The sequence below is a fragment of the Roseovarius tibetensis genome (assembly GCF_050896375.1).
Taxonomy (GTDB): Bacteria; Pseudomonadota; Alphaproteobacteria; order Rhodobacterales; family Rhodobacteraceae; genus Roseovarius; species Roseovarius tibetensis.
Window position 1 is genome coordinate 1 of the sequence record NZ_JBPBBB010000064.1, and the last position, 12,424, is coordinate 12,424.

Here is a 12,424-nt window from a genome sequence, read left to right on the forward strand (position 1 = left end):
GGTCAAATACGCTTGATCCGCTGGCCTCGTCATGGGATCTTGACGTCAGATGGTAGGCCACTTGGGGAATGTCGGTTTCGGTAACGGAGCGGTACTTCATTTTACAAAAACTTCCTCCGCTTGACGACGATTTGAAGAGATCGACTATCGAAAGCTATACACAACAAGAAATCCGGAACCTTGAAAGTAAACTGGCAAATATCAAATCAGACGACGACGCCGTCAGTGACCCCGAGACAGCCCGCATGGACGAGGCAGATCCAGCGCGCGCCCCTCACATCCACGACGACGCAACGATGAACCTGCGCGCGCGCAGCAGTGTTGATGACGCGATCAATACGATGCTCGCAGCCGAAACGATCTCGGATCAACGGGAGAATTGTGTGCCACACGCGTGGCTCGATCTGCCGTCCTGGGGTGGTGACGCGCCTTTTCATCAGCGCATCGGCGAACTCAACCGGCAGCTTCTGGGCGAGTTTGACCAGCCCGACAAGGAAATCGCTCTGAAGCTGGCAAGATCGTACCTGTATTACGGCTTCGGCGCGGAAGCTCGAAACATTCTGGACCTGAGAGGCGCGGTTTCCGGAAAGGATGCGGTGCTGCGCGAAATGGCGTTGATTATGGATCACGGATACGCTCCAACCGGGGCGCGGCTGGCCGCGATGGCCGGCTGTGGCGGGGCTGCGGCGCTTTGGTCCGTACTTTCGACCGCGATTTTGCCGTCGGAACGGGTCATTGATCACAAGGCGCTCAGGCGTGCTTTCTCGGCCTTCCCGCCCTTATTGCGCAAGACCTTCGCCCCCAAACTCGCCCGTAGGCTGATCAATGCCGGGCATAAGACAACCGCTCAGCACATTCTGCGCATGACAAACCGGACGGGGGCGGCAGACGGATCCGATCTGGCGCTCGCACGCGCAGATCTTGCGGCAACCGAAGATGATTCCGAAACATCTCGGTCGGAACTCGACACTGCCATTGCCGACAATTCCGCCGCCGCCCCCGAGGCACTTGCGCAACTGATCGACGGCTTGCTTGCCGACGCTGCGCCCGTGCCCTTCGACAAGGCGGAACTCGCAGGAGCGTACGCCTACGAGCACAGGGGCACCGACCTCGGACGGCGGATGACCGGGACATATCTCGCGGCCCTTGGGGCTTCGGGCGCCTTTGCCAAAGCGGTGCAGGAATTCGAAAGGCTGCGCCCGGATCTCGATGCAACGGGCGCGGACGATATCGCGGCATATCTCATGCAGCACATCACGCGAAACGCGGATGACGTGACATTCCTGCGTCATACCCTCAATGATCGCTTGATCACGCCGGATGCTGTACCGGCCGCCTTGGGAATTGACATCGCCACGCGTCTTCTCGAGGACGGCTTTCCAGAGCAGGCCCGCAGATTTGTCGAAATCGATCTGCCTGGCCGCATGGGACGACGATCAAAGCTGACGCGCGCAAGGATCGCTTTGGTACGGGACCGTCCGCGGCAAGCCGAGGTCGAGCTTCTGGGCCTGGACGGACGCGACGCCATCAGTTTGCGGGCTCAAGCGCGACGTCTCGTTGGCGATCATGACGCGGCGCGGATCCTCTTTAATGCGAGCAATCAACCGCAACAGGCGCTCGAAGCAGCCTGGTTTGCGCAAGACCTCGATCAACTGGCCGAGGCCGAGGATCCCACACTTCGACACACCGCCGAGGTTTTACAAGACAGTCTTCGAACCCCGATACCCGAACAGAATGCGACTCTTGAACGTCATCGCGGTTTACTCGAAAGCGCAGGCACATTGCGTGACGCAATGGTGAAGCTGCTCGCGACAAAACGCACGCCCACGGCGCCCGAGAACACCCAATAAAAACGCAGTTACCAAATCTCAATTCATCGTGCGTAACGTCGCATTCGAACCATGAAATTTCAGAACCCAGAAAGGGTTGGAGATGTGGCATGACATCTGGTTGATGTTTCCGGAAGGCATCGGGCGCGTATCCCGCAACACGACGGTATTTCGAACCGCCGGAGAAGCGATCCTGCGATGCACGACAAGGAAGGGGTTTCATGTCGCGATGATAGGGCAGCCGCGCCGGGTTGCCTCGGCCAGGACACACGCTCTTGAGCGGATCGAGCGGACTGATCAGAGAACAAAACCGTCATCTTTCATCACCAGAGGCTCGAAGGCGGAACGCCGTCTGTATCACCTCGGCGAGATATTGTCCTCGACGCATGCCCGTGGCAGCTTGGGTCGTCAGCCAGTGACCCGAGGCTACGCCCGGATAGGTTTTGAGACGGCGCGGCGGCAGGGCGCACACAACTTTGTCGCCCACTGTCTTCAGGTTCGCCAAAGTCCGTACGAGACGTCACTTTGCGAAAAGCAATACGCGTCCAATGCGTGCCAACCGATAAACACGCCGACCATTATGGTCCGCGGTCAGGCCGGCGCAAACGAGAACGTGTCACGCATCACAAGTGACGGTGCAGAAGAGACCTCTTACGGCGGTGGCAATTTCATCACCCGCTTCGACCGAATTTACAAGGCACGTTGGTCGTTGCGCGACAACCCGACACTACCGGACGACCCTGACGACGCTTCAACGGCACGCAGGCGGGCCAAAACCTGCCCGCCGTTTCAAAATGCCCGGTCGGAGTGGGCCATCGTCCCAATCCGACAACTCGTCGGGGTCAAGCGCCCTCTGGCCACTTGTCTGTCGGGTGCACAGGGATGAAGAAACTCTCCACACACAATTTGTTTCAGCCGACCGTGATGCTGGCAATCGCCCTCATGGCGATCATCGTCATGATGATCTTGCCCATGCCGGCATGGGTTCTGGACGTGGGATTGGCCCTGTCTTTCGCACTTGCGATCCTCATATTCACTATCACGCTGTTCATCGAACGTCCGTTGGATTTCTCCGCCTTTCCAACGATCCTGCTGACCTCTCTCATGCTGCGCCTTTCACTCAACGTGTCTTCGACCAAGCTTATCATCGGGCAGGGCCATACCGGCACGGATGCCGCCGGTGAAGTCATCCAGGGGTTTTCCAACTTCGTCATGGGCGGAAGCGTTTTCCTTGGACTGGTCGTGTTCGGCGTTTTGTTGATCGTGAATTTCATGGTCATCACCAAGGGTGCGGCCCGCATGGCGGAAGTTGGCGCGCGCTTTGCGCTGGACGGCATGCCCGGAAAACAGATGGCCATCGACAGCGACATGTCAGCCGGTGCGATCAACCACCAGGACGCGCGAGATCGGCGTGAACGTGATCAACAGGAAACCACGTTTTTCGGATCGCTCGACGGCGCGTCGAAATTTGTCAAGGGCGATGCCATTGCCGGGCTTCTGATCACCCTGCTCAACCTCGTCATGGGGCTTGTGATGGGTACGGTAATCCACGACATGCCGTTCGGACAAGCCTTTGAGACCTATGCGATTCTGACAGTGGGCGACGGTCTTGTGACGCAAATTCCGGCCGTCATCATTTCAATCGCATCGGCGTTGCTGCTGGCGCGCGGCGGCACTCTGGGGTCCACGGATGTCGCCATTACCGATCAGCTGGGCCGCCATCCTGCGGCGCTTGGCACGGTGTCGCTGCTCATGGTGTTGTTTGCGCTGGTGCCGGGCTTGCCATTCCTGCCCTTCCTCCTCGGTGGTGTCGGACTTGGCACCATGGCCTTGATCAGCCACCGCCGACAGGCCGTCCAGCAAGAGCCCAAAACATCGGATGACGTAAGAGAGGCCCCGCCCGAACAATCGATGGGCGACATTCTGGAACTTGATGACATTCACGTCGAATTCGCCCCCGACCTTGTGAACATGGTTCTGGATCCCGGTGCCGGACTTGATGCGCGGATCGCCAACATGCGGCGCTTCACGGCCACAAAATACGGCTTGATCCTCCCGGAAATTCGCCTGACGGATGAACCCGAACTGCAACCGGAAAGCTACGTCATCCGTGTTCAGGGCGTGGAACAGGCGCGCGCGACCTTGCGCGCCAATCACCTTCTCGCGCTTGATCCCGAAAGATACCCCAGCTTGCCTGCGGGCGACACGATCACCGAACCGGTCTACGGTGCGCCGGCACGCTGGATTTCGGGATCGAACCGGGATCAGGCAGCCCTTGACGGGGTCACACTGGTCGCTCCGGCGGAAATTCTCGCCACGCATCTGCTCGAGGTGATCCGTCGCAATCTCAGCCGTCTGCTCACCATGAAGGCGATGCGTCGCCTGCTGGACGAGATGGTGAACCTGACGGACAAGAGCCGCGCCGAGGCGAATCGCAAACTGCTCGACGAGATGATTCCAGACCGGGTCGCGCCAGATCTTCTGCATGCGGTCTTGCGGCTTTTGCTGGCCGAACAGGTCTCGATCCGCAATCTGCCCCTTATCATCGAGGCAACGGCCGAAGCGCGTCAGATGCTGCCGACGCCCGAGGCCATCTGCGAACACGTGCGCCAGCGACTCGGATTTCAGCTCGTGGCGGACTTGCGGCGCCGCGATGGCGCGCTTCCCTTGATCCAGCTTGCGCCGGAATGGGAGGAGACCTTCACAACCTACCAGGTCGATGGCGACAAGGGGCGGCGGGATGTCGCCCTTCCGCCCGAAGTGTTCAACAACCTGACCACGGCCGTGGGCGAAGAGATCAAACGTGCGGCCGAGAACGGCATCACGCCTGCCGTCGTCACCTCGACGCACCGCCGCCGTTTTCTTCGCACGGCCCTGTCGGCCAAACACATCGACACACCGGTCCTTTCCTTCGAGGAAATCGGCATCGACACGAAGCCGGCGCTCGTCGGGGTCGTCGCGGCATGACCGCGCTGATGGCGCTTCTCGAGATCACGCAAGATCTTCTATGGCTTCATTTCATCGTCTTTCTGCGGATCTCGCCCATCATCGCGCTGTTTCCCGGTTTTGGTGAAAATTCCGTCCCGGTGCGTATCAAGCTTGGCCTTGCGCTTGCCCTGACCGTGATCGTGACACCGGCGGTCGCACCCGACCTCACACCCGAAGCGCAGACGACGCTTCGATTTACCGCGTTGCTTCTGTCCGAAAGCGGCGTGGGCCTTTTGCTCGGCATCGGGATCCGGCTTCTGGTGCTGGCGCTACAAACCGCCGGGTCCATCGCGGCGCAATCGACATCGCTCGCCCAGTTTCTCGGTGGTGCGAGCATCACGCCCATCCCCGCCATGGGACACATTCTTGTCGTCGGGGCCGTGGCGCTTGCGATGATCCTCGATATCCACGTGCATCTGGCCGAGATGGCGATATCCAGCTACCGCGTTTTCCCTGTCGGCGCGGGATTGGCCGCGCCGGACGTCGCCGAATGGGGGATTTCCCGCGTCGCCCACGCGTTCGGCTTCGCCTTCACGCTGGCGGCCCCGTTTGTCATCGCCTCGATGCTCTACAACCTGACACTCGGTATCATCAACCGCGCAATGCCCCAGCTCATGGTTGTTTTCGTCGGCGCGCCGGCGATCACTGCGGCCGGGCTTGTCCTCTTGATGCTGCTGGCCCCGACAATGCTGAAACTCTGGGTCGAGGCACTTCAGGCCTTCCTGATCAATCCGCTGGGAGGCCGATGATGGCCGGACAGGACGACGACGCAGACAAGACCCAGGAACCGACCCAGCACAAACTTGACGAGGCGCGCAAGAACGGAGACCTGGCGCGCTCCGCCGATCTCAATACGGCTGCATCCTATGCCGGTTGTCTCATTGCCGCGGTCGCGGCCGGCGCCGGATCGATCTCGGACGCAAGTGGGCATCTCATGCTGATGTTCACCCGATCCAACCACCTTGCGGCGGCGATTTTCGACGCGGGTGGCGGCGGCGGGGCCTCTGCCCTTGGTGGATTGCTGCTGGGGATTTGCATCGCCCTGTTGGTGTGGTTCGCACTGCCTGCGGGCATGGCGCTTCTGTCCGTTCTCGCGCAGCGCAGTCTGGTGGTCGCGCCGACAAAGCTCCAACCCAAACTGTCGCGCATCAACCCCATGGAGAATGCCAAGAACAAGTTCGGCGCAACCGGACTGTTCGAATTCGCGAAAAGCGCCGTCAAGCTTGTGCTGTTCTGTGTCCTGCTTGGGGTCTACCTTGCCGGTCGCCTGCCGCAGATCGCGGGCTCGCTGCACGCAGAGCCACAGATCATCGGCGCATTGATGGCGCGCATGACGCTGGAATTCCTGCTGGTCGTGCTGGTCATCGCACTGGCGATCGGGGCGGTCGATTATCTGTGGCAGACCTACGATCACCGGCGCCGGAACATGATGTCACACAAGGAAATTCGCGACGAGCACAAACAGAACGAAGGCGATCCCCACATGAAACAGCAGCGACGCCAGAAGGCGATGCAGATTTCGGCAAACCAGATGATGGCCGAACTGCCGCAGGCGGATGTCGTGATCGTCAATCCGACACATTACGCTGTCGCCCTGAAATGGAGCCGCGCGCCAGGAGCGGCACCGGCCTGCGTGGCCAAGGGGGTCGATCACATGGCCCAGGCCATCCGGGAATGCGCCTTCGAGCATGGCGTGCCCGTGCACAGCGATCCCCCCACCGCGCGCGCGCTACATGCCGGGACAGAGGTCGGACAGGAAATCGACCCGTCGCAATATCGCGCGGTGGCGGCGGCCATCCGCTTTGCCGACAAGATGCGCCGCAAGGCAGGGCACACATCGTGAAAGACGCCGATGTCGACAATCTCCGAAAGGTGACCGACGCGCTTTACCAGGTCGAGTCGGCGCAAATGCACTACCTCCTCCAAGAGGAGAGCCGTTTGCGCCGGGCGCTTGCACGGCTCGATGCGCAGCATGCCGCAAATCGCGCGCTGCCCGAGTCCGATCTCGACGGTCTCCGCCAGATCGGCGGCGACATGATCTGGCACGGCTGGGTGGGTCGCAAGAGAGCGGAGCTTCAGACGGAACTGGCGCGTGTCCTCGGCCGCAAGGGGCAGATGATCAGCAAACTGCGGCGGGCATTCGGCAAGGCGCAAGCGGTCGAACGCGTGATGGAAACGGCGCACGCGAAGCGTCTCGGCGACACGCAGGCGCGCGAAGCGGAGGCGCGCGCGCATCTTGCCGTGCTGACACGGTGGATGTCGAGCTGAACGGCAATCGGCAGGGCGCGCTTTTGCGCGACCTGTTTTCTAGACGTCCTGACGCGCGATCCCGGTGATCAACACACCGTGCGCGACATCACCCAACACGCGTTGCGCCACTTCGGTAAGCGCCGCGCGCAGGGCATCCATGGTGCCGGAACTGGTGAATTCGCCTTCGAACCCGCCCATGTTGGCGTGATCGAAAAGGACCTGCAGAAAGGCGTCCCGCAGCTTGGGTTCGCGCGCATAGACCTGCTGCGCAGCGCCTTCGGTGATCTCGACATTCAGGGACATGACGACCATTGAACGGATCGTGTCCTGCATGACGATGGGCACAAGAAATTGATTGTTCAGCTTCACGAATTCGGTCCCGCGCGTGGTGTCGCCGCCGGTTCCGACGTCTGGCGGCGCTACGCCATCGCCGGTCGCGGCGACAGGGCTATCAGGCGCCGGCGGCGCAAACCACAACCCTGCGGCGACCCCGCCCCCGGTACCCAGAAGCGCCAAGAGCACGGGCAAAACCATGCGGATCATCGATTTCTCCTTCGCGCCCGTTTTCAGAAAGGCAGGATCGCATCCAGCACTTGCTGGCCGATCCGGGGTTGTTGCACATCCGTGATCTGCCCGCGCCCTCCATAGGAAATGCGCGCCGCAGCGATCTTGTCATACGTGATTTCATTCTGACGCGAGATGTCCTCGGGCCGCACAAAGCCTGTCACCAGAAGCTCGCGAAGCTCGAAGTTCACCCGTACCTCCTGAGATCCCTGGATTTCCAGGACGCCGTTCGGCAGCACCCGCATCACCGTGGCCGCGACCCGCAGCGTCAGTTCCTCGCTGCGCCTGACAGAGCCGTCGCCACCGGACCGGCTGCTGGAATCGATCCCCACGGCCGGATCGAGGCTGGCCCCATCTGGCAATTCGGGATTGATGCGCTGTGGCAGCCCGAAGAGATCGGGAATGGCAAGGTTTTCAGACCCGCTGCGCGAGCGTTCGGTCGCGTTGGAGATCTGCGCCTCTTCGTCGATCTCGATCACCACGGTCATGATATCGCCGCGCATCGCGGCGCGGCGATCTCCGAGAAGCGACCTCTTGCCGCCACTCCAGAGCGAGGCACGTCCGAAAGACGCGTCAGGCGTCCGTTGCAAAGGCAGGCCGGGATCGAGCATGGCCCGCTCTTCGCTGGCATTCCGTGTCGGGGTGAAGCTGGGCGGTTTGCCGATATGGTCCGCACGACCGCAAGCCGCGATGACCCCGGTCATGGCCAGCAGCACGATTTTCCGCAAATCAAGCATGATCTCTCCTGTCGCCCGTTCAATGAGACACTTCAATTCGACCATCCGCCGAGACACGGCCCATGACCGTCGCGCGTGAGGCGAGATTCATCACGCGCACGTAGTCCCCGACCCCCGCCCGTGCGAGGGCGCGCCCCTCGGTGACGATCCGGACACCGCCGCGGGCATAGATCAGCGGAACCAGCTGATTGCGGTCCACCAACGTCGGTGGCCCCACGTGGTGGGGATATACGGCGCGGCCCGGATAAAGCGCGACACGCGCCTCCCTCCCGATCAGATCCTCGAGGGTGACGGACCCGTCCCCCTGGCCGGATTTCAGCAAGAGATCGTCCGGGCCGATGATTTCCTGCGCCCGGATCGTACGGGTGGGCACGATCACATCGGCAAACACCGGGCATGCCGCGACGGCCAGAAGGAACACGAGCGCGCGTTGCATCATCGCACCTGTGTCGTGGCACTGAGCATCTGGTCGGCGGCGGTGATCACCTTGGCGTTCATCTCGTAGCCGCGCTGCGCCTCGATCAACTCGGTGATCTCACGCACCGGATCGACGGAGCTGTCCTCGAGGTAGCCTTGCCGCAGGGTGCCAAGACCGTCCTGTCCGGCCGTCGTCACGTTGGGCGCGCCCGAGGCCTCGGTCTCGAGAAACAGGTTGCTGCCGATGGCTTCAAGCCCCTTGGCGTTCGAAAATCCCGCCATGTTCAGTTGTCCGATGGATTGCGCCTCGGGCTCGTTCTGGAAGAATGCGAAGACCTCGCCCTCGGCATTGATCGAGATGCTGCGCGCGTCCTCGGGGATGGTGATTTCGGGCGCCACTGCGAACCCTTCGGAAGTCACGATCAGCCCCTCGGCCGACCGCTTGAGCGCGCCATCGCGGGTATAGGCCGCCTGACCCGAGGGCAGAGTCACCTCGAGATACCCGGCGCCCTCGATCGCCAGATCGAGATCGCCATTCGTCGCACTGAGCGATCCCTGGGCCAGATCCACCGAAATCGCCGATGGACGCACCCCGAGACCCAATTGAACCCCGGTCGGCAGGACTGTGCCATCCGCCGCGTTGATCGTGCCGGCGCGCGTCAGTTGCTGATAATGCAGGTCGGCGAATTCCGCGCGGCGCGCGTTATAGCCCGTCGTCGACATGTTTGCCAAGTTGTTGGAAATCGTTTCCACCCGCATCTGCTGGGCGACGCCGCCGATCGCGGCGATCTTGAGAACATGCATATCGGATCTCCTTCGCGGTTAGCGGGTGAATGTGTCGAGCGCGTTCATCATTCGCTCGTTTTCGGAATCCAGAAAGCTCTGACCCATTTCGTACGCGCGCTGCACCTCGATCATCCGGGCGATCTGGCCGATGGGGTCGACATTTGACCCCTCGAGGAACCCTTGCAGGATGCGCGCCTCGGGGGCCGGCTCGAACCCGCCCTCGGCGCGGAACATGACACCATCCTCGCGTAACAGATCCGCCCCCTCGACAGGCCGTACGAGCCCGATCTGCGCAAGCGGACGATCGCCATCGCTCAGCGTGCCATCGGGCGAGATGCCCGGATCGGTGATGTCGGGCGGTACGAAAACCGGTGCGCCCCCCGCATCAAGCACACGAAAGCCGTCCTGCGTCACAAGATCCCCTGCCTGCGACCGCGTGAAGCTTCCCGCGCGCGTCAAACGCTCGCCTGCCGGTGTCTCGACCAGGAAGAACCCGTCCCCCTCGATCGCCATGTCAAGCGGCCCGCCGGTCTGATCGAGCGGCCCCTGTCGCGTGGACAGGCTGCGAATGTTGCCTTGGGCCATTGACAGCGATTGTCCGTCACCGGTCCGCTTGACATGCTCGGAGAAGATCAGGTTGTCCTGCCGGTATCCGGTGGTCGCGGCATTCGCGATGTTGTTGGCCACCACCCGCAATTCATTCATCAGCCCCGACTGACGGGTCAATGTCGTGTATCCCGACGCTTCCATGCTAGCCCCCTATGATCATCGGCACGAGCCGATCCTGAAAGAATGTCACCAAGGTCTGGGTCATGAACCCCATGCTTAGCCAGAAGACGACGACGATGGCCGCAAGTTTCGGCACGAAGGTCAGGGTCAGCTCCTGGATCGACGTCAGCGCCTGAAAAAGCCCGACGATCAGGCCAGCGACGAGGGCCACGGCGAGGATGGGAAACGAGATGATCACGGCCACCCAGAGCCCCTCGCGCAGCGTATCGAAGAAGAGAACCTCATCGAGCACCGCCTCAGACCGGCATACGCAGGATTTCCTGATACGCCTCGACCACGCGGTCGCGCACCGTCACCGCCGCCTCGACGGCAAGTTCGGTCTGGGCGAGCGCCTGGACCAGCGCATGCGGATCCGCCTCGCCTGTCATCGACTGCGTTGCGATCTCCTCGCCTTCGCGCAATGTTGCCGCGAAATCCCGTGCGAGGTTCTGAAACGCGGCGCCCGCGGTGCCCGCCTCAGGCTCGGTCGCCGGTTTCGAGGCGGCGTATTTCTGCGCGGCGTGAAGTGCTGTGATATCCATTCTGGACCTCCTTGATCAGCTTTACCTGCGTAACAATTCCATCAGACGCGACGACATCTGCCGGGCCTGATCGAACATCTTGAGATTGGCCTCGTAGCTGCGCTGTGCTTCCCGCGCGTCGGCGATCTCGATCATGAGATCGACATTTGACCCATCGTATTGGCCGGTCTCGTCCGCAAGGGGATGACCGGGATCATAAATCCGCGTCAGATCCCCCCTGTCGAGCTGCACACGGCCCGCTGTCACCGTGCCGGTGCGTCCCGACCCGTTGAACTCTGTCTCGAACGCCACGGTCTTGCGGCGATAACCCGGCGTATCGGCATTCGCGATGTTTTCAGAGACGTGAACCAACCGCTGGGTCTGTGCCTTGAGGCCGCTTGCCGACACCGAAAGTGAATTTGCAAAATCGCTCATGATCGTGACCTCAGCCGCGACCAAGCGCGGTGCGCAGCAGGGTCAGAGAAGAACGATAGATCGCGATCGCGCGGTCATGCTGACGTTTCACATCGACAGCGTTCAGCATTTCCGTCTCCAGCGCGACGGAGTTTCCATTCGGATCCCTTCGGACGTCTTTGCGTTCGACCGGTTCAAAACCGGGCCGGGCACCGTTGCCGAACAGGTGACCAGTCCGCGTCGCACGCGGCAGAAATGTGCCGCCCTGCCCCTCGTAGAGGGTCCGGAACGATTCGATGTCGCGGGCCGCGTAGCCCGGCGTGTCGGCATTTGCCATATTCTGCGCGACGATGGCCTGCCGGGCCCCGGCATGACTGGCCATCGCATGCGACATGCGAAAGATATCTAGATTTTCGAACATCGGGGCTTCTCCCTCGTTGGCTTCAATCAAGGCTTAACCCTGATTCCTTTAGAAATTGTTTTCAGGAAACGATCGGGGCGCTCGAATGACGCAGAATCAGCTAAGTGGCCTGAGGGCCGAGATCTCGGCGCTGTCCGCGCTGCGCGATGTCGGGCGCATCGCGTCGGTTCAGGGGGCCGCGCTGCGTGTCTCCGGACTGTCAGCCGTGGCACGTCTCGGGGACCGGGTGCGCATCCACGCGCGCGACGGGCGACACCGCACCGGCGAGGTGCTGCAGCTCGAACAGGGGTCTGTTCTCGTGCTTCCTGACGAGTCGGCAGAAGGATTGGCACTCGGGGACCGGGTGAGCCTGCTCGGGGCTGCCACGATCGCACCCTCGGCGGACTGGATCGGGCGCGTGATAGATCCGTATGGTCAGCCGCTCGACGATCGACCGCTCTTGCGCGGCGAGCACGAGCGTCCCGTCCGCGCAGATCCACCCGCCCCCGCCCGGCGTCGCCCTCTCGGTCAAAGGCTGGAGACCGGCATGGCGGTCTTCAACACCTTCCTGCCCATCGTCAAAGGTCAGAGACTTGGCCTCTTCGCCGGCTCCGGTGTGGGGAAATCCATGCTGCTGGGGCATCTGGAGCTATGCTGGAAAATGGGTGACGGTGTTTGAGAAGGCGGCGTATCGTGGCGGGTGTCGAAGCCTGCCAGAACTTCCAGAAGGAACGATACGCCATGAAGAAC

At 61.8% G+C, this 12,424-nt stretch carries 16 protein-coding genes; 7 read left to right on the top strand and 9 right to left on the bottom strand.

The genetic code is table 11. From position 1 onward, the window contains the following. Window positions 1-68 precede the first annotated feature (68 nt). The 6 genes from ACROSR_RS19275 (at window position 69) to ACROSR_RS19300 (ending at window position 7,085) form a co-directional block, all read left to right on the top strand. A complete protein-coding gene (locus ACROSR_RS19275; protein WP_432687512.1) occupies window positions 69-1,850 on the top strand; it encodes a hypothetical protein in 1,782 nt (593 codons plus the stop codon). 82 nt (window positions 1,851-1,932) lie between these two features. Further along, a complete protein-coding gene (locus tag ACROSR_RS19280; protein ID WP_432687513.1) occupies window positions 1,933-2,715 on the top strand; it encodes a hypothetical protein in 783 nt (260 codons plus the stop codon). Continuing rightward, window positions 2,712-4,796 (top strand): flagellar biosynthesis protein FlhA, encoded by a 2,085-nt coding sequence (flhA, locus tag ACROSR_RS19285; RefSeq protein ID WP_432687514.1) that lies wholly within the window; start codon window positions 2,712-2,714, stop codon window positions 4,794-4,796. Before ACROSR_RS19280 ends, flhA begins: the two co-directional genes overlap by 4 nt. Next, complete coding sequence (locus tag ACROSR_RS19290) at window positions 4,793-5,566, top strand: flagellar biosynthetic protein FliR (RefSeq protein WP_432687515.1); 774 nt, start codon at window positions 4,793-4,795, stop codon at window positions 5,564-5,566. The genes flhA and ACROSR_RS19290 overlap by 4 nt, the downstream gene beginning before the upstream one ends. Beyond that, window positions 5,566-6,660, top strand: coding sequence for an EscU/YscU/HrcU family type III secretion system export apparatus switch protein (locus tag ACROSR_RS19295; RefSeq protein WP_432687516.1), 1,095 nt, complete (start codon window positions 5,566-5,568; stop codon window positions 6,658-6,660). The genes ACROSR_RS19290 and ACROSR_RS19295 overlap by 1 nt, the downstream gene beginning before the upstream one ends. A gap of 29 nt (window positions 6,661-6,689) precedes the next feature. Next, entirely contained in the window at window positions 6,690-7,085 is a 396-nt protein-coding gene (locus ACROSR_RS19300; protein ID WP_432687517.1) for a hypothetical protein, read from the top strand. Window positions 7,086-7,124: 39 nt separating this feature from the next. Here the strand turns inward: ACROSR_RS19300 and ACROSR_RS19305 are convergent, their stop codons facing one another. The 9 genes from ACROSR_RS19305 to ACROSR_RS19345 are packed head-to-tail and all read right to left on the bottom strand — an operon-like array spanning window position 7,125 to window position 11,656. Beyond that, window positions 7,125-7,610, bottom strand: coding sequence for a flagellar basal body-associated FliL family protein (locus tag ACROSR_RS19305; protein ID WP_432687518.1), 486 nt, complete (start codon window positions 7,608-7,610; stop codon window positions 7,125-7,127). Window positions 7,611-7,633: 23 nt separating this feature from the next. Beyond that, a complete protein-coding gene (gene flgH / locus ACROSR_RS19310; protein ID WP_432687519.1) occupies window positions 7,634-8,368 on the bottom strand; it encodes a flagellar basal body L-ring protein FlgH in 735 nt (244 codons plus the stop codon). Window positions 8,369-8,387: 19 nt separating this feature from the next. Then, window positions 8,388-8,804: a flagellar basal body P-ring formation chaperone FlgA gene (gene flgA, locus ACROSR_RS19315; RefSeq protein WP_432687520.1), complete on the bottom strand. Its 417-nt coding sequence runs from the start codon at window positions 8,802-8,804 to the stop codon at window positions 8,388-8,390. Further along, on the bottom strand, window positions 8,804-9,589 hold the full coding sequence (flgG, locus tag ACROSR_RS19320; protein ID WP_432687521.1) for a flagellar basal-body rod protein FlgG: 786 nt from the start codon (window positions 9,587-9,589) through the stop codon (window positions 8,804-8,806). The genes flgA and flgG overlap by 1 nt, the downstream gene beginning before the upstream one ends. An 18-nt stretch (window positions 9,590-9,607) precedes the next feature. After that, the gene (locus ACROSR_RS19325) at window positions 9,608-10,321 is read right to left on the bottom strand and encodes a flagellar hook-basal body complex protein (protein WP_432687522.1); all 714 of its coding nucleotides are present in this window, start codon (window positions 10,319-10,321) and stop codon (window positions 9,608-9,610) included. A gap of 1 nt (window position 10,322) precedes the next feature. Next, window positions 10,323-10,592: a flagellar biosynthetic protein FliQ gene (locus ACROSR_RS19330; RefSeq protein ID WP_432687523.1), complete on the bottom strand. Its 270-nt coding sequence runs from the start codon at window positions 10,590-10,592 to the stop codon at window positions 10,323-10,325. 4 nt (window positions 10,593-10,596) lie between these two features. Further along, window positions 10,597-10,881 carry a flagellar hook-basal body complex protein FliE gene (gene fliE / locus ACROSR_RS19335; protein ID WP_432687524.1) on the bottom strand — a complete coding sequence of 95 codons (285 nt, stop codon included), beginning with the start codon at window positions 10,879-10,881 and terminating at the stop codon, window positions 10,597-10,599. A 21-nt stretch (window positions 10,882-10,902) separates the two neighbouring features. Next, a complete protein-coding gene (flgC, locus tag ACROSR_RS19340) occupies window positions 10,903-11,295 on the bottom strand; it encodes a flagellar basal body rod protein FlgC (protein ID WP_432687525.1) in 393 nt (130 codons plus the stop codon). Between the two features lie 10 nt (window positions 11,296-11,305). Continuing rightward, window positions 11,306-11,656: a FlgB family protein gene (locus tag ACROSR_RS19345; RefSeq protein WP_432687526.1), complete on the bottom strand. Its 351-nt coding sequence runs from the start codon at window positions 11,654-11,656 to the stop codon at window positions 11,306-11,308. Window positions 11,657-11,780: 124 nt separating this feature from the next. On the opposite strand from ACROSR_RS19345, the gene ACROSR_RS19350 reads away from it, so the two are divergent. Further along, a complete protein-coding gene (locus ACROSR_RS19350) occupies window positions 11,781-12,353 on the top strand; it encodes a hypothetical protein (RefSeq protein ID WP_432687527.1) in 573 nt (190 codons plus the stop codon). Window positions 12,354-12,424 lie beyond the last annotated feature (71 nt).

What these genes read in the sequence shown, in the direction of transcription:
- ACROSR_RS19305 (WP_432687518.1), bottom strand. Translation starts at nt 7,610, where the DNA reads ATGATCCGCATGGTTTTGCCCGTGCTCTTGGCGCTTCTGGGTACCGGG.
- ACROSR_RS19350 (WP_432687527.1), top strand. Translation starts at nt 11,781, where the DNA reads ATGACGCAGAATCAGCTAAGTGGCCTGAGGGCCGAGATCTCGGCGCTG.
- flgH (WP_432687519.1), bottom strand. Translation starts at nt 8,368, where the DNA reads ATGCTTGATTTGCGGAAAATCGTGCTGCTGGCCATGACCGGGGTCATC.
- ACROSR_RS19275 (WP_432687512.1), top strand. Translation starts at nt 69, where the DNA reads ATGTCGGTTTCGGTAACGGAGCGGTACTTCATTTTACAAAAACTTCCT.
- flgC (WP_432687525.1), bottom strand. Translation starts at nt 11,295, where the DNA reads ATGAGCGATTTTGCAAATTCACTTTCGGTGTCGGCAAGCGGCCTCAAG.
- ACROSR_RS19290 (WP_432687515.1), top strand. Translation starts at nt 4,793, where the DNA reads ATGACCGCGCTGATGGCGCTTCTCGAGATCACGCAAGATCTTCTATGG.
- ACROSR_RS19280 (WP_432687513.1), top strand. Translation starts at nt 1,933, where the DNA reads ATGTGGCATGACATCTGGTTGATGTTTCCGGAAGGCATCGGGCGCGTA.
- ACROSR_RS19325 (WP_432687522.1), bottom strand. Translation starts at nt 10,321, where the DNA reads ATGGAAGCGTCGGGATACACGACATTGACCCGTCAGTCGGGGCTGATG.
- flgG (WP_432687521.1), bottom strand. Translation starts at nt 9,589, where the DNA reads ATGCATGTTCTCAAGATCGCCGCGATCGGCGGCGTCGCCCAGCAGATG.
- fliE (WP_432687524.1), bottom strand. Translation starts at nt 10,881, where the DNA reads ATGGATATCACAGCACTTCACGCCGCGCAGAAATACGCCGCCTCGAAA.
- flhA (WP_432687514.1), top strand. Translation starts at nt 2,712, where the DNA reads ATGAAGAAACTCTCCACACACAATTTGTTTCAGCCGACCGTGATGCTG.
- ACROSR_RS19295 (WP_432687516.1), top strand. Translation starts at nt 5,566, where the DNA reads ATGGCCGGACAGGACGACGACGCAGACAAGACCCAGGAACCGACCCAG.
- ACROSR_RS19345 (WP_432687526.1), bottom strand. Translation starts at nt 11,656, where the DNA reads ATGGCCAGTCATGCCGGGGCCCGGCAGGCCATCGTCGCGCAGAATATG.
- flgA (WP_432687520.1), bottom strand. Translation starts at nt 8,804, where the DNA reads ATGCAACGCGCGCTCGTGTTCCTTCTGGCCGTCGCGGCATGCCCGGTG.